This is a genomic window from Brevibacterium sp. NPDC049920 (assembly GCF_040656435.1).
In the GTDB taxonomy this organism is placed as follows: domain Bacteria; phylum Actinomycetota; class Actinomycetes; order Actinomycetales; family Brevibacteriaceae; genus Brevibacterium; species Brevibacterium pityocampae.
In genome coordinates this window covers 109984-134397 of sequence record NZ_JBFAMF010000003.1, presented here as the reverse complement: position 1 = coordinate 134397, position 24414 = coordinate 109984, and the positions used below count along the sequence as shown (strand labels likewise).

General features: G+C 72.5%; 21 protein-coding genes and 2 tRNA genes. 8 read left to right on the top strand and 15 right to left on the bottom strand.

Annotation, left to right across the window (positions count from 1 at the left end; genetic code table 11):
- Positions 1–5: 5 nt before the first annotated feature.
- Together AB0I45_RS03850 and thiL are read right to left on the bottom strand one after the other, a co-directional pair.
- Complete coding sequence (locus tag AB0I45_RS03850) at positions 6–1592, bottom strand: DAK2 domain-containing protein (RefSeq protein ID WP_360316864.1); 1587 nt, start codon at positions 1590–1592, stop codon at positions 6–8.
- The gene (gene thiL, locus AB0I45_RS03845; protein WP_360316861.1) at positions 1589–2605 is read right to left on the bottom strand and encodes a thiamine-phosphate kinase; all 1017 of its coding nucleotides are present in this window, start codon (positions 2603–2605) and stop codon (positions 1589–1591) included. Before thiL ends, AB0I45_RS03850 begins: the two co-directional genes overlap by 4 nt.
- A 37-nt stretch (positions 2606–2642) precedes the next feature.
- Here thiL and AB0I45_RS03840 point away from each other — a divergent pair, with 37 nt between their 5' ends.
- The gene (locus AB0I45_RS03840) at positions 2643–3122 is read left to right on the top strand and encodes a DUF3515 family protein (protein WP_137320169.1); all 480 of its coding nucleotides are present in this window, start codon (positions 2643–2645) and stop codon (positions 3120–3122) included.
- A 30-nt stretch (positions 3123–3152) separates the two neighbouring features.
- On the opposite strand, the gene AB0I45_RS03835 is transcribed toward AB0I45_RS03840, so the two are convergent.
- From AB0I45_RS03835 to leuC, 7 genes are all read right to left on the bottom strand, one after another.
- A complete protein-coding gene (locus tag AB0I45_RS03835) occupies positions 3153–4283 on the bottom strand; it encodes a D-alanine--D-alanine ligase family protein (RefSeq protein ID WP_295689393.1) in 1131 nt (376 codons plus the stop codon).
- A gap of 9 nt (positions 4284–4292) precedes the next feature.
- Positions 4293–4832 (bottom strand): YbhB/YbcL family Raf kinase inhibitor-like protein, encoded by a 540-nt coding sequence (locus AB0I45_RS03830; RefSeq protein ID WP_360316856.1) that lies wholly within the window; start codon positions 4830–4832, stop codon positions 4293–4295.
- Between the two features lie 24 nt (positions 4833–4856).
- Positions 4857–5864 (bottom strand): NAD(P)H-dependent glycerol-3-phosphate dehydrogenase, encoded by a 1008-nt coding sequence (locus AB0I45_RS03825; RefSeq protein ID WP_137320172.1) that lies wholly within the window; start codon positions 5862–5864, stop codon positions 4857–4859.
- Entirely contained in the window at positions 5861–6670 is an 810-nt protein-coding gene (locus tag AB0I45_RS03820) for a lysophospholipid acyltransferase family protein (protein WP_137320173.1), read from the bottom strand. The genes AB0I45_RS03825 and AB0I45_RS03820 overlap by 4 nt, the downstream gene beginning before the upstream one ends.
- Positions 6667–7986, bottom strand: coding sequence for a UDP-N-acetylglucosamine 1-carboxyvinyltransferase (gene murA, locus AB0I45_RS03815; RefSeq protein WP_137320174.1), 1320 nt, complete (start codon positions 7984–7986; stop codon positions 6667–6669). The genes AB0I45_RS03820 and murA overlap by 4 nt, the downstream gene beginning before the upstream one ends.
- Positions 7987–8049: 63 nt before the next feature.
- On the bottom strand, positions 8050–8649 hold the full coding sequence (gene leuD, locus AB0I45_RS03810) for a 3-isopropylmalate dehydratase small subunit (RefSeq protein WP_137320175.1): 600 nt from the start codon (positions 8647–8649) through the stop codon (positions 8050–8052).
- Positions 8650–8676: 27 nt separating this feature from the next.
- Entirely contained in the window at positions 8677–10080 is a 1404-nt protein-coding gene (leuC, locus tag AB0I45_RS03805; RefSeq protein WP_360316850.1) for a 3-isopropylmalate dehydratase large subunit, read from the bottom strand.
- A 93-nt stretch (positions 10081–10173) separates the two neighbouring features.
- On the opposite strand from leuC, the gene AB0I45_RS03800 reads away from it, so the two are divergent.
- Positions 10174–10893, top strand: a complete 720-nt coding sequence (locus AB0I45_RS03800) for an IclR family transcriptional regulator (RefSeq protein WP_137320177.1) — start codon at positions 10174–10176, stop codon at positions 10891–10893.
- A gap of 150 nt (positions 10894–11043) precedes the next feature.
- The gene (locus tag AB0I45_RS03795; protein WP_345032755.1) at positions 11044–11589 is read left to right on the top strand and encodes a DUF4282 domain-containing protein; all 546 of its coding nucleotides are present in this window, start codon (positions 11044–11046) and stop codon (positions 11587–11589) included.
- 201 nt (positions 11590–11790) lie between these two features.
- Here AB0I45_RS03795 and AB0I45_RS03790 read toward each other — a convergent pair.
- A tRNA-Glu gene (locus AB0I45_RS03790) sits at positions 11791–11863 on the bottom strand.
- A gap of 22 nt (positions 11864–11885) precedes the next feature.
- Positions 11886–11957: transfer RNA gene (locus AB0I45_RS03785), tRNA-Gln, on the bottom strand.
- 82 nt (positions 11958–12039) lie between these two features.
- On the opposite strand from AB0I45_RS03785, the gene AB0I45_RS03780 reads away from it, so the two are divergent.
- Positions 12040–12768, top strand: a complete 729-nt coding sequence (locus AB0I45_RS03780; protein WP_345032757.1) for an SDR family oxidoreductase — start codon at positions 12040–12042, stop codon at positions 12766–12768.
- A gap of 112 nt (positions 12769–12880) precedes the next feature.
- On the opposite strand, the gene AB0I45_RS03775 is transcribed toward AB0I45_RS03780, so the two are convergent.
- From AB0I45_RS03775 to AB0I45_RS03760, 4 genes are all read right to left on the bottom strand, one after another.
- The gene (locus AB0I45_RS03775; protein ID WP_360316845.1) at positions 12881–14257 is read right to left on the bottom strand and encodes an NAD-dependent succinate-semialdehyde dehydrogenase; all 1377 of its coding nucleotides are present in this window, start codon (positions 14255–14257) and stop codon (positions 12881–12883) included.
- 166 nt (positions 14258–14423) lie between these two features.
- Complete coding sequence (locus tag AB0I45_RS03770; protein WP_247423871.1) at positions 14424–15770, bottom strand: alpha/beta fold hydrolase; 1347 nt, start codon at positions 15768–15770, stop codon at positions 14424–14426.
- Positions 15767–17239, bottom strand: coding sequence for a glutamate--tRNA ligase (gene gltX / locus AB0I45_RS03765; protein WP_137320180.1), 1473 nt, complete (start codon positions 17237–17239; stop codon positions 15767–15769). The genes AB0I45_RS03770 and gltX overlap by 4 nt, the downstream gene beginning before the upstream one ends.
- A gap of 79 nt (positions 17240–17318) precedes the next feature.
- Positions 17319–18128, bottom strand: coding sequence for a fumarylacetoacetate hydrolase family protein (locus tag AB0I45_RS03760; protein WP_137320181.1), 810 nt, complete (start codon positions 18126–18128; stop codon positions 17319–17321).
- A 72-nt stretch (positions 18129–18200) separates the two neighbouring features.
- Between AB0I45_RS03760 and AB0I45_RS03755 the strand changes: the two genes are divergently transcribed.
- From AB0I45_RS03755 to AB0I45_RS03740, 4 genes are all read left to right on the top strand, one after another.
- On the top strand, positions 18201–20882 hold the full coding sequence (locus AB0I45_RS03755; RefSeq protein WP_360316840.1) for an ATP-dependent helicase C-terminal domain-containing protein: 2682 nt from the start codon (positions 18201–18203) through the stop codon (positions 20880–20882).
- A 74-nt stretch (positions 20883–20956) separates the two neighbouring features.
- Positions 20957–21931 (top strand): 3-methyladenine DNA glycosylase, encoded by a 975-nt coding sequence (locus tag AB0I45_RS03750; RefSeq protein ID WP_247423875.1) that lies wholly within the window; start codon positions 20957–20959, stop codon positions 21929–21931.
- A gap of 57 nt (positions 21932–21988) precedes the next feature.
- The gene (locus AB0I45_RS03745; RefSeq protein ID WP_360316836.1) at positions 21989–23023 is read left to right on the top strand and encodes an alcohol dehydrogenase catalytic domain-containing protein; all 1035 of its coding nucleotides are present in this window, start codon (positions 21989–21991) and stop codon (positions 23021–23023) included.
- Positions 23024–23188: 165 nt separating this feature from the next.
- The gene (locus AB0I45_RS03740; protein ID WP_345032775.1) at positions 23189–24385 is read left to right on the top strand and encodes a cell envelope integrity protein TolA; all 1197 of its coding nucleotides are present in this window, start codon (positions 23189–23191) and stop codon (positions 24383–24385) included.
- Positions 24386–24414 lie beyond the last annotated feature (29 nt).

The window sequence follows — 24414 nt, the reverse complement described above, 5'->3', positions numbered from 1 at the left end:
CGGTCCTATTCGACGCCGAGCACCGCGTAGCCGCGCGGGTGCAGGCTGTGGACGGTCTCGACGGAGATCTCCGGATGGGCGTGCGCGAGGTGCGCGGACAGCGCAGCACCCACCGTGTCCGGCAGCCGGGCGCCGGTGACGACGGTGAGGAGCTCCCCGCCCGCGCCGAGCAGTCGTTCGGCGAGCGCGACGACGGCCTCGACGGGGTCGGTCTCGACAGCACGGATCCGGCCGTCGATGACGGTGAGGAGGTCGCCGGTCTCGAACATCAGGGGGCCGGCGGAACCGGTGCGGGCCTGCACCACCGCCCCCACCCGGGTGGCCGCGGCGGCCTCGGACATGTCGGCGTGGATGACGCGCGGGTCCTCGGCCGCATCGTGGACGGCGAGCGCGGAGAGCACCGCGGCGACCGAGCGGGAGCGCACGATGCTCACGTCCTCGGCCGCGCCGTGGGCGGCCTGCACGCGCTTGAGCGCGGCGGCGCTGTCGGGCACGACGACGACCGGGGAGGAGGCGTCGGCGATGAGCTCGGCGAGGCGCTCGTGGACGGCGGGGTGGTCGGAGTCGAGGACCAGCGCGTCCTGCAGCCCGCAGGCGAACAGCAGCCCGACTCCGCCGGCGAAAGCGATCACCGTGGTCCGGGTGTCGCTCCCCCCGGTCACCGACAGGTCCTCGACGCGCAGGTCCGACACCCCGTAGGCGTCGCAGGCGGTGAGCACCGCGAGCGCGTGCTCCTCGTCGGGGACGTGGACGTGGACCATCGGCCACGACACGACGACGGAGGTGCCGCGCGCCTTGGCGAGCAGCCGCTTGACCGGGCGCGTGCGGTCCTTCTCCTCCGCGAGGTGGAACACGAGCTCGAGGGCGTCCTCGCCGTCGCCGTGGCCGCCGCCGGTGAGGACCGGGAGGGCGACGCCTGCGGATGCGTCGTGGGCGATTCCGCGCTCGGAGGTCGGGGCGCGCCCGGTGACGGTGAGGTAGAGGAGGTCGAACAGCTCGACGATGCCGGTGGACCCGGCGTCGACGATGTTCGCCTCGAACAGCACATCGAGCTGCCCGGTGGTCTCCCGCAGGGCGGCGCGGGAGCGGGCGCGGACCGCCTCGATCTGTGCGATGAGGGTGTCCCCGGCCTCGGCACGCGTGCGGGCTTCGGCGGCCATCGCCTCGAGCACGGTGAGCATGGTGCCGTCGACGGGGTCGGCGACGGCCTCCCGGGCGCGGAGGGCAGCGAGCTCGAGGGCCGCGGCGAAGGCGGGCGCGTCGAGCACGGTGACGCCTTCGAGGGCGTCGGCGACGCCGCGCAGCGCGACGGACAGGATGAGGCCGGAGTTGCCCCGCGCCCCGCGCAGCGCGCCGGTGGCCATCGCGCCGATGACCTCGGGGAGGGTGACGGAGCCGGACAGGCTCTCCACCGCGCGGTAGGCGCTGCGCACGGTGTGGTAGAGGTTCGACCCGGTGTCGCCGTCGGGGACGGGGAACACGTTGAGCGCGTTGATGTCGTTGCGCTCGCGGCGCAGCCGCTCGACGGTGCGGCGGGCCCAGCGGGCGGCCAGCCGACCGTTGAGTCGGACCGGGTCCTCCTCCGTGCTCACCTGTCCCCCGTGAAATGCCTGAATGCGGTGTCGGCGACCGGCTCCCCGTCGAGGGAGACGCCGGAATCGCCCGCCCGGCACGTGCCGATGCGCGTCCAGCCTACCGGAATGCGCCCCGGATCCACGGTGGCGATGAACCCGTGGTCCTCTCCCCCGGTGAGCACCCAGTGGAGGGAGCGGGCCGCGGGGTCGGGATCCCCGAGCGCGCGGGCCGCCGGGACCAGGGGCGCGGCGAGCGCGGTGAGAGCGTCGCGGTCGAGCGCGGCGGCCACCCCCGAGGCGCGGGCGACCCGGCCGAGATCGCCGGCGAGTCCGTCGGAGGCGTCGATGAGGGCGTGCGCGGACCCGGCGATCGCTGCGGCCGCGGCGTAGTCCGGGCGCGGGGCACGCTGCACCTCGATGAGAGCGGCGAGGTCCGCCGGGGCGCCCTCGGGGGCGCACCCGGCGAGGAGGAGGTCGAGGCCGGCGGCCGCCCGGCCGAGGGTGCCGGCGAGCACGACCGCATCACCGGGCCGGGCTCCGGAGCGGAGCACCGCGGGCCCGGTCAGCGTGCCGAGCGCGGTGACGGACACGATGAGGCAGGGGCCGCCGGACAGGTCGCCGCCGAGCACGCTCGCCCCGGCGCGCCGCGCCTCGGCCGCGAACCCGTCCATGATCCCAGTGAGCACGTCCACCGGGGTGGTGCCGGGAGCGCCGAGGGAGATGACGAGCCCGTGCGGGGCGGCGCCCATCGCGTGGACGTCGGCGAGATTCTGGGCGGCGGCCTTGACGCCCAGGCGCACCGGATCGCACCAGGCGGGCAGGAAGTCCTCCCCCTCGACGAGCATGTCCGCGGTGGTGACCAGCCGGCCCTCGATCCGGGACACCGCGGCGTCGTCGCCGGGCCCCACCGGCACCCGGGCGGGGTCCGGGGCAGGCAGCCGCGTGAGGATCCGGGCGAGCACCCCGTCCTCCCCGAGCGCTTCGAGGGTGGGGCTCGCAAGGGAGTTCACGGAGTCGGCAGAAGGGGTCATAGTCCCCCAGTATGCCAAGCGGACTACCCTGGGAGGCATGCTCCGTCGCCTCCTCCCGCTCCTCGTCCTCGCACCCGTGCTCGCGGCCTGCACCCCGGCCCTCGTCCTCGAGCCGGCCCCGCAGGCGCACGACCCGGCCTGTGCGGAGGTCATGCTGCGGATGCCCGATGAGATCGACGGGACCCCGGACCGCGACACCTCGGCGCAGGGCACCGAGGCCTGGGGGGATCCGGCGCTCGCGATCGCGCGCTGCGGGATGGAGCCGCCGGCGCCCACGACGGACCGCTGCGTCACCGTCGACGGAGTGGACTGGATCTCCACCGAGGAGTCCGAGGAGTCGTGGACGTTCGTCACCTACGGGCGCACGCCCGCCGTCGAGGTGATCCTCGACCCGACCCGGGTGTCCGGGGCGACGGTGCTGTCCACGGTGTCACCCGCGGTCACCGTGCTCGAGCAGACCGGTGAGTGCGTGGGCGCCCAGGACGCCGAGCAGGTGCCCGAGGCGCCCGAGAGCTGAGCGCTGTCCGCCCGACCGGGCGGCTGCTGCTCAGGCGGAGATGCCGGGAGCCGCGGCGGGGACGTCCTCGAGCGCGGTGCGGATGAGCTCGGCGACGACGCTCGGGTAGTCGACGCCGCTCGCCTCCCACATGCGGGGGAACATCGAGCTCGGCGTCATGCCGGGCAGGGTGTTGATCTCGTTGATGACGACCTCGCCGGCGGGGGTGACGAAGGTGTCGACGCGGGCCAGTCCGGTGCAGTCGAAGGCTTCGAAGGCCCGGACCGAGGCGGCTCGCACCCGGTCGGCGACCTCGCTGTCGAGGTCCGCGGGGCAGCTGAGGACGACGGCATCGCCGTCGAGGTACTTCGCCTCGAAGTCGTAGAACTCGTGATCGCCGACGACGGTGATCTCCCCGAGCTCGCTCGCCCGGGCGGGCTCGCGGTGGATCGAGCCGAGCACCCCGCACTCGATCTCCCGGCCGGTGACCATGGGCTCGACGATGACCTTGTGGTCGTGGGCGAAGGCCTCGACGAACGCCGCGGCGAGTCCTGGGGCGTCGGCGACCTTGGACACGCCGACGCTCGAGCCGGCGCGCGCGGGCTTGACGAAGACGGGGAAGCCGAGGCCGGTGACGCGCTCCGTCACGGCGGCGGGGTCGGCCTGCCATTCACGGTCGGTCACCCGCTCCCACGGGCACACCTCGAGGCCGGCGGCGCGGAGCACGATCTTCATGAAGTGCTTGTCCATGCTCGCTGCGGAGGCGTAGACGCCCGAACCCACGTAGGGGGTGCCGGAGAGCTCGAGGAAGCCCTGGATCGTGCCGTCCTCGCCGAACGGGCCGTGGAGCATGGGGAAGTAGACATCGACCGCGCCGAGCTCGGTGATCGCACCACCGGCGTCCCGGTGGAGCAGCGGGGCCCCGGTGGCGGCGATCGGCGGGATCACCGCGGTGCCGTCGTCGGCGACCTCCGGCATCGCCGCGGCGTCGAAGTGCATGTCCTGCCAGTCCTCGACGAGCCTCCACGTGCCGTCCTGGGTGATGCCGATCGCCAGCGCCCGGTACTGCGCGGGGTCGATCGCCGCGAGCACCCCGGCAGCCGTGACGCAGCTGACGGAGTGCTCCGGCGAACGGCCGCCGAACAGCACGGCGACGAGCGGACGGGTGTCTGCGGGAGTCATCCCCCCAGATTACTTCGCCTCGAAAGTGGTTTCGATCCAGGCGCGCCCGATGGACTTGAAGAACAGGTTGAAGCCGACGAAGGCCGGGGACGCCGAGTCGTCGAGGCCGAGCGGCTCGGACAGCGCGTGGACGATGAAGAAGTAGCGGTGCGGGCCGTGGCCCTCCGGCGGGGCGGCGCCGACGAAGCGGGGCTCCCCGGCGTCGTTGCGCATGGTGACCGCGGCCTCGGGCAGGAGCCCGGCGTCGGGGTCGCCGACGTTCGTCGGGAGCGCGGTGACGTCGGCGGGGAGGTCGGCGACGACCCAGTGCCAGAAGCCGGAGCCGGTGGGCGCCTCGGGGTCGTAGCAGGTCACCGCGAAGGCCTTGGTCTCCGCAGGGAACCCGGACCAGGACAGCTGCGGGGAGACGTCCTCGCCGCCGGGCACGCCCATGATCCCGGAGCGCTGCGCCGCGGCGAGCTCGCCGCCTTCGGTGATGTCCTCGCTGGTGAGCTCGAAGCGCGGGACCTCGTTGAGGTTGGCGAACGGCGAGTTGTGGAATTCGGTCATGGCGACTCCTCGGGTATCGGTCGGCTAGTGCGTCGGTCCTTCGGTCTTCCTCTTCCGAGCCAATAGCAATCCGGCGAGTTCGTCAACACGCAGGCGCCCGCCGAGCACCGCGACGACGGCCTGGGTGATCGGCAGCTCGACGCCGCGGGAGCGGCCGAGCTCGAGCACTGCGGCGGCGGACTTCACGCCCTCGGCGGTCTGCCGGGTGCGGGCAGCGGCCTCCTCGAGGGTGAGACCCTCCCCGAGCAGCCGGCCGAACGAGCGGTTGCGCGACAGCGGCGAGGCGCAGGTCGCGACGAGGTCGCCGAGCCCGGCGAGGCCGGACAGGGTGTGGAGCTCGGCACCCATGTCGAGGGCCAGCCGCGAGGTCTCTGCGAGACCGCGGGTGATCACCGAGGCCTTGGAGTTGTCGCCGAGCCCCTGCCCGTCGCACATCCCCACGGCGAGCGCGATGACGTTCTTGATCGCCCCGCCGAGCTCGACGCCGGTGACGTCGGTGTTCGTGTAGGGCCGGAAGTAGGGGTTCGCGGTGAGCGCGGCGATCCGCTCCGCGGTCTGCGCGCTGTGCGAGGCGACGACGGTGGCGGTGGGCTGCCGGGCGGCGATCTCCTTGGCGAGGTTGGGACCGGACACGATCGCGATCCGCTCCCCCGGCATCCCGGAGACATCGGCGATGACCTCGCTCATCCGCTTCCCGGTGTCGACCTCGATGCCCTTCATCAGGCTGACGAGGATCGCATCGGGTGCGAGCAGCGGGGTCCAGGCGGCGAGGTTCTCCCGCAGGGACTGGGCGGGCACCGCGAGCACGACGACCTCGGCGCCGGTGAGCGCTGCCGCCGGGTCCGCGGTCGCGGTGATCCGCTCGTTGAGCACGAGCTCGCCCAGGTAGGCGCGGTTGGTGTGGTGGGCGGTGATCTCCTCGGCGACCTCGGGCCGGCGCGCCCACAGGGTGACGTCGTTCCCGGCGTCGGCGATCACGCCGGCGAAGGTCGTGCCCCAGGATCCGGCGCCGAGCACGGCGATGCGGCTCATCGGCCGGCCTCCGGGTCCTCGGTGAGCGCGGCGCGGAACCGCTCGGGCAGCTCCTCCCCGCGCAGCCGGGCCACGCCGGCGGCGATGTGGGAGGTGATGCGGTCGGTGAGCGCGCGGATGCCGTCGTGGTCGTAGGCGAGATCCTCATAGGCGATCGGATCGCCGAACAGCACCGTGCACACCGAGCCGGGGCTCGGCTTCGGGATCTTCGAACCCACCGGCATCGGCTTCTGCAGGCCCCAGTGCGCGAGCGGGATCACCGGGGCGCGGGTCTGCAGGGCGAGCCGGGCCGCCCCGGTCTTCGAGGGCTCCGGCCACAGCTCGGGGTCCTTGGTCAGGGTGCCCTGCGGGTAGATGACGACCTTCTCCCCGGCCTCGAGCGCGGCGCGCGCGTACTGGAGGGAGTCGCCGGCCCGGGCGGAGCCGCGGAGCACCGGGATCTGTCCGATCCGCTTGAGCACCGCCCCCACGATGCCGGTGAACAGCCCGGACTTCGCGAGGTAGTGCGGCAGGTAGCCGTTGCGCCACAGGGTCAGCCCGATCGCGATCGGGTCGAGGTAGCTCGCGTGGTAGGGCACGATGATCGCCGGACCCTCGGGGATCCGGTCGAGGCCGAGGACCTCGATCCGCCCGAACAGCGGGTAGAGGAGGCCCACGGGGCCGGCGATGAAGGGAGCGGACCGGTACTGGCTCCGCAGCGCCGGGTCGTCGAACTCGACGTGGTACTTCGGGGCGTGGAACTTCTTGGCGGTCTTGGGCACGCGGGGCTCCGGGGTCGCAGGGTCGGTCCTCTCCGGGGCGCTCATCCGGCGCTCACCCGGGCCCCCAGTCCGTCGAGCTTGTCGAGGAAGTCCTCGTAGCCGCGGTTGATGAGCTCGATGCCGCGCACCCGTGAGGTGCCCTCGGCGGCGAGGGCGGCGATGAGGTGGGAGAACCCGCCGCGCAGGTCGGGCACCTCGATGTCCGCGCCGCGCAGCGGGGTGGGCCCGGAGATCACGGCGGAGTGGCGGAAGTTGCGGCGGCCGAACCGGCACGGGGTGCCGCCCAGGCACTCGCGGTAGAGCTGGATCGTCGCGCCCATCCGGCCGAGCGCATCGGTGAATCCGAACCGGTTCTCGTACACGGTCTCGTGGATGATCGAGAGCCCGGTGGCCTGGGTGAGGGCGACGACGAGCGGCTGCTGCCAGTCGGTCATGAAGCCGGGGTGGACGTCGGTCTCGAGGACGATCGAGTTGAGCGGTCCGCCGGGGTGGCTGAATCGGATGCCGTCCTCGAGCACCTCGAAGGCGCCGCCGATCTTGCGGAACACGTTGAGGAAGGTGATCATGTCCTGCTGGTGCGCACCCTCGACGACGATGTCGCCGCCGGTGGCGAGGGCCGCCGATGCCCAGGACGCCGCCTCGATGCGGTCGGGCAGGGCGCGGTGGGTATAGCCGGTCATCGACTCGACGCCCTCGATCCGGACCACCCGGTCGGTGTCGACCGAGATGATCGCGCCCATCTTCTGCAGGACCGCGACGAGGTCCATGATCTCGGGTTCGATCGCGGCGTTCTTGAGCTCGGTGATGCCCTCGGCGCGCACCGCGGTGAGGAGCACCTGCTCGGTCGCGCCGACGGACGGGTACGGCAGCTCGACCTTGGTGCCGCGGAGCCGCTGGGCGGCGGTGAGGCGGATGCCGCCCGGGGTCTTGTCGACGGTGGCGCCGAACTGCCGGAGCACGTCGAGGTGGAAGTCGATCGGCCGGTCGCCGATCCGGCAGCCGCCGAGGTCGGGGATGAAGGCCTGTCCGAGGCGGTGGAGCAGCGGGCCGCAGAACAGGATCGGGATGCGCGAGGCGCCGGCGTGGGCGTCGATGTCGACGATCGAGCCCTGGGATGCCCCGGCCGGGTCGAAGGTGAGCTCGCCGTCGGGGAGGCCGGAGTCCGGGCCGGCGCTCACGCTCACCCCGTGGACGTCCAGCAGCCCGGTGACGACCTCGACATCGCGGATCCGCGGGACGCCGCGGAGCACCGAGGGAGTGTCGCCGAGCAGCGAGGCGACCATCGCCTTGGAGACGAGGTTCTTCGCCCCGCGGACGCGGACGCGACCCGCCAGCGGCGTGCCTCCGTGGACCTCGAGCATGTTCCTCCTCGCGCGTGCTGCAGTGACCCTAAGCATGCTAGCCGACGCGCGGGGCCGCACGGCTCAGGTGCGGGCCGGGAGCGTGGCGGGCTTGAAGGCGGGGCGCTCGGCCTCGAAGGCGGTGATGTCGGCCTCGTGCTGGAGGGTCAGACCGATGTCGTCGAGCCCCTCGAGGAGCCGCCAGCGGGTGTAGTCGTCGATCTGGAACGGCACGGTGAGGGTGTCGCAGGTGACCGTGCGGGCCTCGAGGTCGACGGTCACCTCGGCGCCGGGCTGGTTCTCGAGGATCTTCCAGATGAGCTCGATGTCCTCCTGCTCGAGCTGGGCGGCGACGAGTCCGCCCTTGCCGGAGTTGCCGCGGAAGATGTCGGCGAAGCGGGAGGACAGGACCGCGGCGAAGCCGTAGTCCTTGAGCGCCCAGACCGCGTGCTCGCGCGAGGAGCCGGTGCCGAAGTCCGCGCCCGCGACGAGCACCGAGCCGTTGCGGTAGGGCTCGTGGTTGAGGACGAAGTCGTCCTGCTTGCGCCAGCGGGCGAACAGGGCGTCCTCGAAGCCGGTGCGGGTGACGCGCTTGAGGTAGACGGCGGGGATGATCTGGTCGGTGTCGACGTTCGAGCGGCGCAACGGCACGCCGACGCCGGTGTGGGAGGTGAATTTCTCCATGGGTGGCCCCTTTCGGTACGTGGCGCTTCAGTCGAGGTCGGCGGGCGAGGACAGGGTGCCGCGCACGGCGGTCGCGGCGGCGACGAGCGGGCTGACGAGGTGCGTGCGTCCGCCCTTGCCCTGGCGGCCCTCGAAGTTGCGGTTCGAGGTCGAGGCGCAGCGCTCCCCCTCCGACAGCTGGTCGGGGTTCATGCCCAGGCACATCGAGCAGCCGGCGAACCGCCACTCGGCGCCGAAGTCCTTGAAGACCTGGTCGAGGCCCTCCGCCTCGGCCTGGAGGCGCACCCGAGCGGAGCCGGGGACCACCATCATGCGGACCTCGGGGTTCTTCGTTCGTCCGCGGATCACCTCGGCCGCGCCGCGGAGGTCTTCGATGCGGCTGTTCGTGCACGAGCCGAGGAACACGGTGTCGACCGCGATGTCCCGCAGCGGGGTCCCGGGGGTGAGCCCCATGTAGGCGAGCGCGTTCTGCGCCGCCGACTTCTCGTTCTCGTCGCCGATCGACTCCGGGTCCGGCACCGACCCGCTCAGCGGCAGGCCCTGGCCGGGATTGGTGCCCCAGGTGACGTAGGGCTCGATGTCGGCGGCCTCGAGGACCACCTCGGCGTCGAACTGCGCGTCGTCGTCGGTGCGCAGCGTCTTCCAGTACTCGACGGCGGCGTCCCAGTCCGCGCCCTGCGGCGCGTGGGGGCGGCCCCGGAGGTAGTCGAAGGTCGTCTGGTCGGGGGCGATCAGGCCGGCGCGGGCACCCGCCTCGATCGACATGTTGCAGATCGTCATGCGGGCCTCCATCGAGAGCTTCTCGATGGCCTCGCCGCGGTACTCGAGCACGTAGCCCTGGCCGCCGCCGGTGCCGATCTTCGCGATGATCGCGAGGATGATGTCCTTCGAGGTCGACCCTTGCGGGAGCTCCCCGTTCACGGTGATCGACATCGTCCTGAAGGGCTTGAGGCTGAGCGTCTGGGTGGCGAGCACGTGCTCGACCTCGGAGGTGCCGATGCCCATCGCGATCGCACCGAACGCGCCGTGGGTGGAGGTGTGGGAGTCGCCGCACACCACGGTCATGCCCGGCTGGGTCAGGCCCAGCTGCGGTCCCACGACGTGGACGATGCCCTGCTCGGCGTCGCCGAGCGAGTGGAGCCGGATGCCGAACTCCTCCGCGTTCTTCCGCAGGGTCTCGATCTGGGTGCGGGAGGTGAGGTCGGCGATCGGCTTGTCGATGTCGACCGTCGGGGTGTTGTGGTCCTCGGTGGCGATCGTGAGGTCGGGACGCCGCACCGGGCGCCCGGCCAGCCGGAGGCCCTCGAAGGCCTGCGGGCTCGTGACCTCGTGGACGAGGTGCAGATCGATGTAGATGAGATCGGGTGCGCCATCCGCGCCGGCCTTGACCACGTGGTCGCCCCAGACCTTCTCGGCCAGAGTCCTGCCCATGACTGCCTCCTTCGAATGAGTCCTATGGATCCTAGACGCGCGTTCTGCATGGCGGACTTGCATCTCGATCTATGAGACGGCAGAATACTGCGCATGACCACACAGAACGGCAGCGGCGTGGGTGTCATCGACAAGACCGCGCTCGTCCTCTCCGCGCTCGAGGCGGGACCGGCCTCCTTGGCCGAGCTCGTCACCCTCACCGGGCTCGCCCGACCGACCGCCCACCGCCTCGCGGTGGCCCTCGAGTTCCATCGCTTCGTCGGCCGTGACATGCAGGGCCGGTTCACCCTCGGACCCCGGCTGTCGGAGCTGTCGTCGGCCGCCGGCGAGGACCGCCTGCTCGCCGCCGCCGGACCGGTGCTCAACCAACTCCGCGACCGCACCGGGGAGAGCGCTCAGCTGTTCCGCCGCCAGGGCGACCTGCGCCTGTGCGTCGCCGCTGCCGAGCGTCCGGTCGGTCTGCGCGATTCGGTGCCGATCGGGGCGACGCTGAGCATGCGCGCCGGGTCCGCCGCCCAGGTGCTCCTCGCATGGGAGGAGCCGGACCGCCTCCACACCGGGCTGCGCGGGGCGCGGTTCTCCGCGACGATCCTGTCCGGCGTGCGCCGCCGCGGCTGGGCGCAGAGCATCGCCGAGCGCGAGCGGGGCGTGGCCTCGGTGTCCGCACCCGTGCGCGGGCCGAGCAACCTCGTCGTCGCCGCGGTGTCGATCTCCGGTCCCGTCGATCGCCTCACCCGCCAGCCCGGCCGGCTCCATGCGCAGGCGGTGCTCGAGGCCGCGAAGGCCCTCACCGACGCCCTCAACCGCGCCTGACGAAAGAGCAATTTCCGAAGGTTCCTGAGAGCGGATCCGCCGGATACTGCAGTCTCACCGGCGGCTCCGGGTCTGTCGGCGCACGGGTCGACGTCGTACTGTGGAAGTCAGCTCCGTTGGGAGAAGACCTCCATCACGAAGGACCCCGGCATGACCTACCCGCCTCCGCCTCCGCACGATCAGCCGCCGACGGGCTCCGGCCCCGGGTACTACCCGCCTGCGCCCTCGGACCCTGCATTCCACACCGGCCCGGTGCCCACCGGCTCCGCGTCGCTCGGCTCCGGGCAGAACGGCGCCGCTCCGTACGGGGACCCCGGCGGAGCACCGCATGCCGACACTGCGGCGCACACGTCCGACGGCACCTCGGATCCGGGCTTCCTCCGCGCGCTGTTCGACCTCAAGTTCGAGCATTTCATCACCATCCGGTTCGCCTCGGTGATCTACGTCATCGCAATGGTGATCGCGGTCCTCACCTGGGTGTCGGCGATCATCGCCTCGATCATGATGGGCTTCGCAATGGGCTACGACATCTGGTCCGGGGGCAGCTCGTTCAATCCGGCGCCGGTCCTCATCACGATCTTCCTCGGCTGGATCCCCATGGTCGTGCAGATCCTCCTGTCGAGGATCATCATCGAGTTCTTCGCCGCGACGATCCGGACCGCGCAGAACACGACGAAGCTCGCGCATCGCAGGTGAGGGATCCGGCGGAGGGGCGCGCTCGTCTCGCCGGACACACCCGCCGGACAGGAATGGGGCTCCGGAACGCATCTGCTCCACCGCTGGGGCCCGCTGACCTTGCGAAGAATCGCGGATCGGCTCTCAGGAACCTTCGCATTCTGATGTTTCGGGGATGACGAAGGCCCGGAGGATCTCATGATCCTCCGGGCCTTCCGTGTGTACCCCCGAGCAGGTTCGAACTGCCGTTTCCGCCTTGAGAGGGCGGCGTCCTAGGCCACTAGACGACGGGGGCCTGATACTCCGAGTTCGGAGCGCTGGGATACCAGGACTCGAACCTAGACTAAGTGAACCAGAATCACTCGTGCTGCCAATTACACCATATCCCACTGCGATTCGACCGCCTTGCGATCTCATCGGCAACGAGAGATTACTCTACACACCTCGGCACCCCCGTGCAAAACTGAGAGCATGGATCTCTCACTCGCGAACTCCGCGTACATCGTCACCGGCGGCACCTCCGGACTGGGCCTGGCGACCGCCCAGGCCTTGATTTCCGAGGGTGCGCACGTCCTCGTGTCCTCCCGCAGCCAGGAGAAGGTCGACGCCGCGGTCGCCGAACTCGGTGACGGAAGTCACGGAATCGCACTCGACAACGCCTCGCCCGAGGCCCCCGCGACCCTCTTCCGCACCGCGGCCGAGGCCTTCCCCGGCTCCCCCGTGCACGGACTCATGATCTCCGTCGGCGGCCCGAAGAAGGGCCGCTTCTTCGAGACCACGGAGGACGACTGGCGCGCTGCTCTCGATTCGGTGCTGCTCGGCACACTGCGCCTGGCCCGGTATGCCGGGGAGCACCTCGGGCCCGGGTCCGCGATCGGCATGGTGCTGTCGTCATCGGTGTGGACCCCGGTGCCCGACATCGCGATCTCCAACGGCCTGCGCCCGGGCCTGGGCATGATGGTCAAGACGCTGTCCGACGAGCTCGGACCGCGCGACATCCGGGTGGTCGGCGTGGCCCCCGGAATCATCCGCACCCCGCGGGTGGGCAGCGCCGAGGTGCCCACAGACCACATCCCGCTGCGCCGCCTGGGCACGCCCGAGGAGTTCGGCCGGGTCGCCGCGTTCCTCCTCTCCCCCGCCGCCGCCTATGTCACCGGCAGCGTCATCCCCGTCGACGGCGGGATGATCCGAGCCCTGTGACGGTCGCGGCCCGCTGAGCGGCACGGGAGGTGGATGACCGCGCCCGTGGACGCCGACGGCGCGGCCGGGGCGCCCCCGACCGCGCCGTGCGCAGCTCCTCAGCTCGGTCGACTCACTCCTCGCCGACCCAGTAGAGGCGCTTGTTGACGAACTCGTCCATGCCCACGGGCCCGAGCTCACGGCCGAACCCGGAGCGCTTGACCCCGCCGAAGGGCACGTTGGCGCCCTCGGCCGCGGTCGTGTTGACCTTGGCCATACCGACCTCGAGGCCGGCGCCGACCTTCTTGGCCCGCTCGGGATCACGGCTGAACACGGTGCCGCCGAGCCCGAACTGCGAGTCGTTCGCGAGCTCGAGCGCCTCCTCGTCGCTCGTCACCTTGTAGACCGTGGCGACGGGGCCGAACAACTCCTCGTAGTACACGTCCGAGCCGCGCGGGATGTCGGTGACGACGGCCGGGGAGACGTAGGCGCCGGAGTCCGACAGCTCGCCGCCCACGCGGATCTGCGCGCCGGAGTCCTTGGCCCGGGACAGCTGCTCGGCGAGGCGCTCAGCGGCCCCGCGGGACGACAGCGGCTGGTAGACCGTGGCGTCCTCGGCGGTGAAATCGCCCGGGCTCGCGGCCTGCGCGAGCTTCTCGAGCTCGGCGACGAACTCGTCGTAGATGTCGTCCATGACGATCAGCCGCTTGTTGGAGTCGCAGGCCTGACCGGTGTTGTACATCCGCAGACCCCACGCGGTCTCCGCGGCGGCCTTGACGTCGTCGGTGTCGAGCACGATGTACGGGTCGGAGCCGCCGAGCTCGAGCACGGCCTTCTTGAGGTGCTGGCCCGCGAGCGCACCGACGACCGCGCCTGCCCGCTCGGACCCGGTGAGCGACACTCCGGCCACCCTCCGGTCGCCGATGAGCGCGGCGATCTGGTCGTGGCTGGCGTAGATGTTCGTGTACACACCGGCAGGCACCCCGGCGTCGTCCATGATCTGCTGGATCGCAGCCGCCGACCGCGGGCAGATCTCCGCGTGCTTGAGGAGGATGGCGTTGCCGAGCATGAGGTTCGGTGCGGCGAAGCGCGCCACCTGGTAGTACGGGAAGTTCCACGGCATGATACCGAGCAGGACGCCCACGGGCAGCCGCTCGAGCACCGCGGAGGCGCGGTCGACGTCGAGGGTGGTCTCCTGGGAGAACTTCTCCCCGTTGTCGGCGAAGTACTGGAAGATCTCGTTGCAGTACTCGGCCTCCTCGACGCCCTCGGTGAGGCGCTTGCCCATCTCCTCGCCGATGATCCGGCCGAGCTCGTCCTTGCGCTCGTCGAACAGTGCGGCGACCTTGCTGACGATCTGGGCGCGCTCGGCGATCGGGCGCTGCGCCCATTCCCGCTGTGCGGCGTCTGCGGTGCTCAGCACGTCCTCGAGCTGGGCGTCGGTGGCGGTGTCGAAGGTCTCGACGACATCGCCGGTGGCGGGATTCTCCACGCGGTATCCGGTGCTCATTCCATTCTCCCCTTCATTGGGGAGACTCCCGACTCCGGGAGCTCCCCGATCGGTGTCCGCGGCGGAGCCTCCGCCGCGTGCAGTGGTTCTGCTCCCACCGTACGACGCGGGACTGAACGGCGCATGTGCTCGGCGTGACAATCTCATCCCCACCGCGCACGGCGTCTCACACCTCGTCGCGGACCATCCGGATGAGCCGGTCGAGCACCGCCGGGCCCGAGGCGCGCAGCCCGTTGTGCTCGTACTCGTTCGTCACCCAGGTGCGCAGCCCGGGCACGAGCTCTGCGGTGGCGAGCGAGAGCTCGCGCGGCACGTAGGCGTCGTCGAAGTAGACGGCGGCCGCCGCCGGGACCGAGGTGCGGGCGAGTGCGGCCGGGTCCCACAGCTCCGGCCAGTCCCGGGCGGCGAGTGCGTGCGCGGTGGACTGCCACGCCTGCAGCGGCCCGGTGGTGAAGTGCTCCGGCAGGATGTGCTCCCCGGAGAGCAGGGTGGGCTCCGCGGCGGCTGATGCGGGCATCGTCCGGGCCGCTGCCCAGTCGGTGCGATGGCCGCTGGCCCAGCAGCTCTCGTGGAGCACGGCGTAGAGGGGATTGCGAGCGCCGAACGGGAGCGCGGCGAGCAGGTCGGCGCGGAAGGCTGCGGTGTCGATGTCGTGGTCGAGGAGCGCGAGGAGCCGCTCGACCCCGCCCGAGGCGCCGAGCAGGTGCCCGAGCGAGCGCACGTGGGCAGGCCCGGCGAGCGTGCCGTCCGGCAGGCTGATGCCGGCGCCTGCGGCGCGGGCGGCGAGTGCCGCGAGTCGTTCGCCGGCGTGCGGGTAGCGCTGGGTGAAGGCCTGGGATCTCGCGCTCATGGTCGCCCAGGTCCGAGCATAGACGTCCGCCGGTGCGGGCTGCGGTGCGCCCGGGGCGCCGACGGCGGGCAGTCCGCCGGTGAAGAACGCCTCGGCGACGCCGTCCGGGTGGGCGGACAGGTAGCGCAGCGTGCAGAACCCGCCGAAGGACTGGCCGAGCACGCTCCACTGCGGGGCGCCGAGCGCACGGCGCAGGATCTCCGCATCCTCGACGATCGCATCGGCCCGGTAGTGGGCGAGGTGGTCGGCGAGCGCCTGGGCCGCGCGGTCGGTCTGCGGCGGCGCGGCGAGCTCCGCGGGCACGCCGGTGACCCGCCCGTCGACGATCCCGACCGGGGTCGAGCGCCCGGTGCCGCGCTGGTCGAGGAGGACGACGCGGTAGTCCTCGAGTGCACGCGGCAGCCAGGCCGGGTCGGTGCGGGTGGGACGGAACGCCTCGGCCCCGGGACCGCCCTGGAGGTAGAGGAGATAGGGCTTCTGCGCCCCGGGCTCGGCGGAGCCGGGCCGGCCGACAACCCGGGCGAACACCTCGAGCGTGCCCGGGGTGGAACCGGCGTGGTCGTGGGGCACACTGACCGTGTGCTCCTCGAGCTCGAGGCCCGGCAGCCGCGCGGTGCGGATCCGATGCCCGTCCGGCGCGCCGCCGCCTGCCGCCTGGGTCACTGCGCGAGGTGCGCGGCGAGCGCCCGCAGGCGGGTGAGCGAGGAGTCCTTGCCGAGGATCTCCATCGACTCGAACAGCGGCGGGGACACGCGGCGACCGGACACGGCGACGCGCAGCGGCCCGAACGCCAGCCGGGGCTTGATCCCGAGCTCGTCGACGAGCTTCGCGGTGAGCGCGTCCTGGATCGCCGCGGTCGTCCAGTCGTCGAGCGGCTCGAGCACCTCGAGGGACGCGGCGAGCACCTGCGGCGCGGTGTCCTTGAGCGTTTTGAGCCCGTCCTCGGTGAGTTCGAGCTCGGCGTCGGACACGAAGAGGAACCGCAGCAGGTCCGGGGCCTCGCCGAGCAGATTCATGCGGGTCTGGACGAGCGGGGCCGCGGCGGCGAGGATCTCGCGTTCGCGTGCGTCCGGCTCGCCGGAGAGCACGCCGGCGTCCTGCAGGTAGGGGATGAGGCGCGCGGTGAAGTCGGCCTCGTCGAGGAGCCGGATGTGGTCGGCGTTGATCGCGGTGGCCTTCTTGACGTCGAAGCGCGCGGGGTTCGGGTTGACGTCGTGGATGTCGAAGGCGGAGACGAACTCCTCGACGGAGAACACGTCGCGGTCCGGGCCGATCGACCAGCCGAGCAGCGCGAGGTAGTTGATGAGCCCCTCGCGGATGAATCCGTTGTCGCGGTGGAGGAAGAGGTTCGACTCCGGGTCGCGCTTCGACAGCTTCTTGTTGCCCTGGCCCATGACGTAGGGCAGGTGGCCGTACTCAGGCGTCTGCTCCGCGATGCCGATCGCCTTGAGCGCCTCGAACAGGACGAGCTGGCGCGGGGTGGAGGACAGGAGGTCCTCGCCGCGGAGCACGTGGGTGATGCCCATGAGGGCGTCGTCCACGGGGTTGACGAGGGTGTAGAGCGGCTGCCCGTTGGCGCGCACGACGACGAAGTCCGGCACGGTGCCGGCCTTGAAGGTGATCTCCCCGCGCACGAGGTCGGTCCAGGTGATGTCCTCGTCCGGCATCCGCACGCGGAGCACCGGCTCGCGGCCCTCGGCACGGAAGGCGGCCTTCTGCTCCTCGGTGAGGTCGCGGTCGAAGCCGTCGTACCCGAGCTTGGAGTCGCGCCCGGCGGCCCGATGGCGCGCCTCGACCTCCTCGTTCGTGGAGAAGGACTCGTAGAGGTGACCGCCGGCGGTGAGCTTCTCGATGACGTCTGCGTAGATGTCACCGCGCTGCGACTGCCGGTAGGGGCCGTGCGGCCCGCCGACGTCGATGCCCTCGTCCCAGTCGAGGCCGAGCCAGCGCATCGCCTCGAGAACCTGGCCGAAGCTCTCCTCGGAATCGCGGGCGGCGTCGGTGTCCTCGATGCGGAACACGAAGGTGCCGCCGGTGTGCCGGGCGTAGGCCCAGTTGAACAGGGCGGTGCGCACCATCCCGACGTGCGGGGTGCCGGTGGGCGATGGGCAGAAGCGGACTCTGACGCTCAATGGGGTTCCTTTTCGATCGACAGGTGCGGTGGGGGCGGCGCGCACCGGGTGGGTGCGGGTGCCGGGCGGGGCGCCGGGTTCAGGCGTCCATGACGGGGTTGGAGAGCAGGCCGAGGCCGTCGATCGCGATGTCGACGCGGTTGCCGGCGACGATCTCCCCGACGCCGGCAGGTGTGCCGGTGAGGATGACGTCGCCGGGCAGCAGGGTGATCGTCTCGCTCAGGTGCTCGATGAGGGTGGGGATGTCGAAGATGTAGTCGTTCGTGTTCCCGTCCTGTTTGAGCTCGCCGTCGACCCAGGAGCGGATGCGCACGCCTTCGGGGTCCATGTCGGTCTCGATCCACGGACCGAGCGGCGCGGAGGTGTCGAAGCCCTTGGCCCTGGACCACTGCTTGTCCGTCTTCTGGATGTCACGCAGGGTGACGTCGTTGCCGGCGGTGTAGCCGAGCACGTGGTCGTAGGCCTTCTCCGCCGGGACCCGCTTGGCGACACGGGAGATCACCACGGCGAGCTCGGCCTCGTAGGACACGTGCTCGCTGATCGCCGGCAGCCGGATCGGGTCGCCGGGGCCCGCCACGGCGGTGTTCGGCTTGAAGAAGGTCAGCGGCGACACCGGCACCTCGTTGCCGAGCTCCTTGGCGTGGTCGGCGAAGTTGCGGCCCACGCCGATGACCTTGGAGCGCGGGATGATCGGGGCGAGCAGCCGGACGTCGTCGTAGGCCAGCCGGGTGCCGGTCGACTGGGCGGGGCTGAAGAAGGGGTCCGAGTCGAGGACCGCGATCTGCAGGCCCGAGGTGTCGAGCGTTCCGTCGGAGTCGACCTCGGGCAGGTCGCCCTCGACGACTCCGTAGGCGGGTGCGTCCTCATGGATGAATCGTGCGATGCGCATGGGGTCAGTCTACGCAGGGGGACGGACACGGGGCGGATCGGCCGTGTCCGCGGTGGGTGCGAGGATGGTTCCGTGCCGCTCTTCGACCTCGATGCCCTGTCCGCCGGCCTCCCGGCGGCCGCCGTCCTGCCCCGGCTCGCCGAACTCGCCGCGGCCGGTCCGGTGCGCGCGGTGATCGAGGCCCCGCCGGGCACCGGCAAGACGACGCTCGTGCCGCCGGCCCTCGCCACCGCGCTCGCAGATGCCGCCGAGGCCGAGGCGGGTGCCGGCCGGGTCGTCGTCGCCCAGCCGCGGCGCATGGCCGCGCGCTCCGCCGCCCGGCGCCTCGCCTCGCTCACCGGCACGCGCCTCGGCGAGGAGGTCGGCTACACGGTCCGCGGGGACCGGTCGGTCTCCCGGCGCACGCGCGTCGAGTTCGTCACCTCCGGCGTGCTCGTGCGCCGTCTGCTCGCCGATCCCGAGCTCGCCGGCGCCGCGGCGGTGGTGCTCGACGAGATCCACGAGCGGCACCTCGACACCGACCTCGCCTTCGGGATGCTCCGCGAGCTCGTCGAGCTCCGCGAGGACCTCTCCCTCGTCGTCATGTCCGCCACCCTCGAAGCCGGGCGCTGGGCCGAGCTCCTCGGCGAGGACGACGGCACCCCCGGCGCCCCCGCCGCTTCGGCCCCGGTGCTCACCGCTGCTGCCGGCATCCACCCGCTCGAGGTCCGGTGGGCCCCAGCGGCCCGGCGGCCCCTCGATGCGCGCGGCGTCCATCCGGACTTCCTCGCCCACGTCGCCCGGCAGACCGCCGCGGCGGCCGCCGAACCCGACTCCGGGGACGTCCTCGTGTTCCTCCCGGGCCTGCGCGAGATCGACCGCGTCATCGGGCTGCTCCGGAGCGCGCTCCCCGCCGGTTCCGAGGTGCTCGCGCTGTCCGGCGGCACCCCGCCGGCCGAGCAGGACCGCATCCTGTCCCCCGCCGCAGCGGACCGTTCGAATGAGCGCGCCCCGGGTGGGGCCGGGTCTGGGGAGACCGGGCGCGGCCCGCGCGTCATCGTCGCGACCGCAGTCGCCGAGTCCTCCCTCACCGTGCCCGGGGTGCGCACCGTCGTCGACGCCGGGCTGTCCCGGCAGCCGCGCCTCGACACCGTGCGCGGGATGAGCGGGCTCGTCACCGTGCGGGAGTCGAAGGCCGCGGGCACCCAGCGCGCCGGCCGCGCCGCCCGCGAGGGCCCGGGCCGGGTCATCCGGTGCATGGCGGAATCCGAGTGGGCCGGCCTGCCGGCGGACACCCCGCCGGAGGTCCGCACCGCCGATCTCACCTCCGCCATGCTCGACCTCGCCTGCTGGGGCGCACCGGGCGGGGACGGGCTGCGACTGCCCGACCCGCTGCCGGACCGGGCGCGGGCGGCGGCCGAGGAGACCCTCATCGGGCTCGGTGCGCTCGACGACTCCAGGCGGGCGACCGCGGCGGGGCGCCGGCTCGCTCGGATCCCGGCCGATCCCCGGCTCGCCCGCGGCCTCCTCACCGGGTCGCAGATCGCCGGAGCACGCCGGGCTGCCGAGGTCGTCGCCGCCCTCGGTCTCGAGCTGCGGGCTCCGGGCGGTGACCTGCCGGCTCTGCTCCGATCGCTGCGCCGTGATCGCGACCGCGCCTGGTCCACCGAGGTCGACCGGTTCGAGCGGATGGCGCGGTGCGGTCCGCCCGGAGGCGCCGAGGACGCGACGGGTGCAGACCCGGCTGCGGGGGCCGGCGGCGGGTTCGCGGTCGACATTCCGCCCGGGCTCGTCGAGAACCTGTCCCCGGACACGGCCGTCGGCCTCGTCGCCGCGCTCGCCCGCCCGGACCGGATCGCCCGGGAGCGGTCCGATGCCCCCGGGGAGTACCTCTTCGCCTCGGGCACGGGGGCGGTGCTCCCCCGCGACTCGCGGCTCACCGGCAGCGCGTGGCTCGCCGTCGCCGAGGTCGGACTCGCCGGTGAGCGTGCGCTCATCCGGGCCGCGGTGCCGATCACCCGGGAGATCGCCGAGTTCGCCGCATCCGGCATGCGGCGCACGGCGGAGGACGCCCGCTTCCACGAGGGGCGCATCCGGGCCCGGCGGGTCGAGCGCCTCGGCGCGATCGAGCTGTCCTCGACCCCGGTGAAGCCGACGCCCGCATCCGAGGAGCTCGCCCTCGCCGCCGCGGTGGCTGAGCAGGGACCCGGAATGCTCGCTCCGAGCGCGGGGTTCGCGGCATTGCGCCGGCGCCTCGGCCTCCTCCATGCCGCCCTCGGGGAACCGTGGCCGGATGTGAAGTGGGAGGCGCTGCTCGACCGGTTCTCCGGGCGGCTGCGCGAGCGCGCGCCGGTGGGCTGGCTGCAGGAGATCCTGCCGTGGCCCGAGGCGGCCCGGATCGATGAGCTCGTGCCCGAGCGCGTCACGGTGCCGAGCGGGCGCGCCGTACGGCTGGACTACCCGGAGCCGGAGGCGCATGACGGGGAGGGGAGCACCGGTGACGGCACCGGGATCGTGCCGCCGGTGCTCGCGGTCAAGCTCCAGGAGTGCTTCGGCTGGGCGACCGGCCCGGAGGTGTGCGGTGTGCCCGTCGTCCTCCACCTGCTGTCGCCGGCGGGCCGGCCGCTCGCGGTGACGAGCGACCTCGCCTCGTTCTGGGACGGTGCCTACGCCCACGTCCGGGCGGAGAACCGGAACCGCTACGCGAAGCACCCGTGGCCTCAGGATCCGTGGAACGCCCCACCGGCCCGCGGCACGAAGCGCAGCGAGAGGTAGGGGCGCCGGGAGACCTGGTCACGCACCGATCCCGCGTTTGTCCGGGACCCGGCGCGCGCTGGACAATGGGGGTCATGACCGCGTCCACCGCTCCCGCCTCGGCCCGCAGCCCGGAGACCGCCGTCGAGGTCCCCGTGCTCACCGCAGCGAGCTGGCATGCGCTGCGCGCCGCGCACGAGGCGACCGTCGGCGAACGCACCGCGGCGCACCTCGCCCGGCGCTCCCGCGGGGAGACCCACCCGGTCGAGGACTTCCTCTTCACCTACTACCCCTTCAAGCCCGGCAAGCTCGCCCGCTGGCAGCCCGGCGCGCGGCGCGCGGTCGAGATCGCCACGGATGAGGACCGGGCGGCCTTCGACCGGCGCTGGTTCCGGATCGAGGAGGCCCCCGCCGGCGCCTCGACCCGGTCCTCCCCCGCCGGTGCCGGTGCGGTTGCGTTCGTCGACCTCCCCGCGTGGCGCACCGAGCGCGGCGACGGGGCGCGATTCATCGCAGGCCTCCTCCACTCGACCCTCGGACGCGAGGCGACGCTCGGGTGCTTCGGGCTCCACGAATGGGCGATGGTCTACCGCCAGTCCCCCGGCGAGCACCGCCACGATCAGGTCCCGCTGCGGCTCTCGCAGGCCGACACCGACGCCGTCGTCGAATCCCACCGCATCCGGTGCAGCCACTTCGATGCCTTCCGGTTCTTCACGCCGGCCGCCGTGCCGCGCAACACCCTGCAGCCCACCCGCGCCGGCATGCGGGCGAACGAGCAGCCCGGCTGCCTCCACGCCGGCATGGACCTCTACAAGTGGGCGATGAAGCTCGAGCCGATCGTCGCCTCGGAGACGGTGCTCGAAGCCTTCGACCTCGCCTGCGCGATCCGTCGCCTCGACATGGAGGCCTCCCCCTACGACCTCCGCGCCTGGGGGTACACGCCGGTGCGGATCGAGACGGCCGCCGGCAAGGCGGAGTACATGCGCCGGCAGGAGGCGTTCAGCCATCGCGCCCAGGACATCCGCCGCACCCTGCTGGCCGAGCTCGCCGCCGCGGGCATCACCGTCTGAGGCGCCGCACCCTGAGACGCCCCGACCGGGCCGGTGCGCCGGACCTACGATGACCTCATGCGCGCCGTCTGCTTCGAGTCCTTCCGCACCACCCCGACCATCGCCGAGCTCCCGGATCCGGTTGCTCCCGCCGACGGCGTCGTCATCGCCGTCGAGGCCACCGGCCTGTGCCGCAGCGACTGGCACGCCTGGTCCGGCCACGACGACACCGTCGCCCTCCCCCACGTCCCCGGTCACGAACTCGTCGGGCACATCGTCGAGGTCGGCGCGGACGTCCGGGAGTGGACGCTCGGACAGCGCGTGACCACGCCGTTCGTCGGCGGCTGCGGAGCGTGCGAATGGTGCGCGAGCGGCAACGCCCAGGTGTGCCCGGACCAGACCCAGCCCGGCTTCACCCACTTCGGGTCCTGGGCGGAGAAGGTCGTCATCCGCCACGCCGACCTCAACCTCGTCGCCGTCGACGACGAGATCCCCGCCGAGGCCGCCTGCAGCCTCGGCTGCCGCTTCGCGACCTCCTTCCGCGGACTCCACGACCGCGCCCGCCTGGCCGCCGGGGAGACGCTGGCCGTGTTCGGCTGCGGCGGGGTCGGACTGTCGGCCATCATGATCGCCCGCGCGCTCGGCGCGCGCGTCGTGGCCGTCGACATCAGCGCCGAGGCGCTCGCCCTCGCCTCCCGCCACGGCGCCGAGGTGCTCGTCGACTCGACCGGCCTGACCCCGGCCGAGGTGGCCGCCGAGGTCGTCCGCGCCGCCGGTTCCGCCCCCGCCGTCACCCTCGAGGCGCTCGGCCGGGCGGACACGATGAACGCCGCCCTGCTCTGCCTCGCCCCGCTCGGCCGCCACGTGCAGATCGGGCTGTTCGCCGGCCCGCCCGAAGCCGCGATCGGGCGCGTCATCTCCCACGAGCTGTCGTTCCTCGGCAGCCACGGGATGGCCGCCGCGGACTACCCGGCCCTCCTCGACCTCGTGCGCAGCGGCGCGCTGCGCCCGCAGAACCTCGTCACCCGCACGATCACCCTCGAAGAGACCCCGGAGGCGCTGCGGGCGATGGATGCCGGGACGCACCCGGGGATGACGATCATCCGACCCTGAGTCCACCGCGGCGGGTTCCGCGATGACCGCTCAGTCGAATCACGGCGCCTGCGCCGCGACCGACGACAGGATCCGACCCCTCCAATCCTTCACCGCACCCCCGGTTGACGGTAACGTTCCTTGTGAGAGGGAACACACCGGTTCCTGGACCCAAGGAGAAAGATCATGAACGCACAAGCGATCATCTGGATCGTCGTGGCCATCGTCGTGCTCCTCGCGATCATCGGCATCATCGTGTTCGCCGTGAATTCCTCGAAGAAGAGGAAGGAGCGCGAGCGCATCGAGCAGCAGCGCCGCGACGAGGAGAATCGTCAGCGGGCCGCAGAGCTGCGCCAGGAGAGCAAGGAGGCCGACCTCGATGTCCGCCAGCGCGAGCTCGAGGCGGAGAACCGCAAGATCGAGGCCGAGCGCGCCCGCGTCGACGCCGAGCGCAAGGATCAGGAGATCGCTCGCGAGCAGGAGAAGATCCGGGCCGAGCGCGAACAGGTCCGCCGGCGCCAGGCCGAGGCCGACCGCCTCGACCCGGATGTCAGCACCGACGGCACTCGCACCGACGGTCATCATGACGGGCGCCACGACGGGCGCGGCCCGGGCGCCGGAACCGCTGCCGCCGCCGGAGCCGCAGGTGCGGGCGCCGGAGCAGCCGCCGCACACTCCGGCGACGGACACCGCGACGACCGCCACCATGACGACCGCGGACTGCGCGACGACCACGGTCGGCACGACCTCGACCGCGACGGCCGCACCGGCGACGGCATCCGCGACCACGACGGATACCGCGACGACCACGGGATCCGCGATCGCGACGGCGTGAACGACGGGGTCCGCGACGGCGTGCGCGACCACGACGGTCACCGCGACGGTGTCCGCGACGATCACCACGACCGAGGCGCCCACGCCGCGGGCGCTGCCGGTGCCGGTGCTGCCGGGGCGGGCATCGCCGGACACGGCGACCGGCCCCGTGAGAACGATCCGCGCCTCGACGCCGGAGGCCCGCAGCAGCAGGACTTCGTCGACGGCCGGCGCGGACCCGGAGCCGACGAGCACCGGCAGGGCCACGACCAGCTCGGTCGCGACGAGCACGGGCGCGACCAGCATGATCCGAACCGCCTCGGCCATGACCAGCGCGGTCACGATCAGCAGGTGGACCCGCGCGGGCAGGGCTACGGCCAGCAGGGTCAGCCGGGCTTCGACCAGCAGGGTCAGCCGGTCGATCCGCAGCAGCAGGGCTACGACGGGCGGATCCAGGGTCAGCAGGGCCTCGACCAGCAGGGCTACGACCAGCAGGGTCGCCCGCTCGATCCGAACCACCCCGACTACCGCGATCCGCGCGGTGAGGGCGGGCTCGATCCGCGCCGCTGAGCGGCGCAGTCAGCACCGGCGCGTTCGGC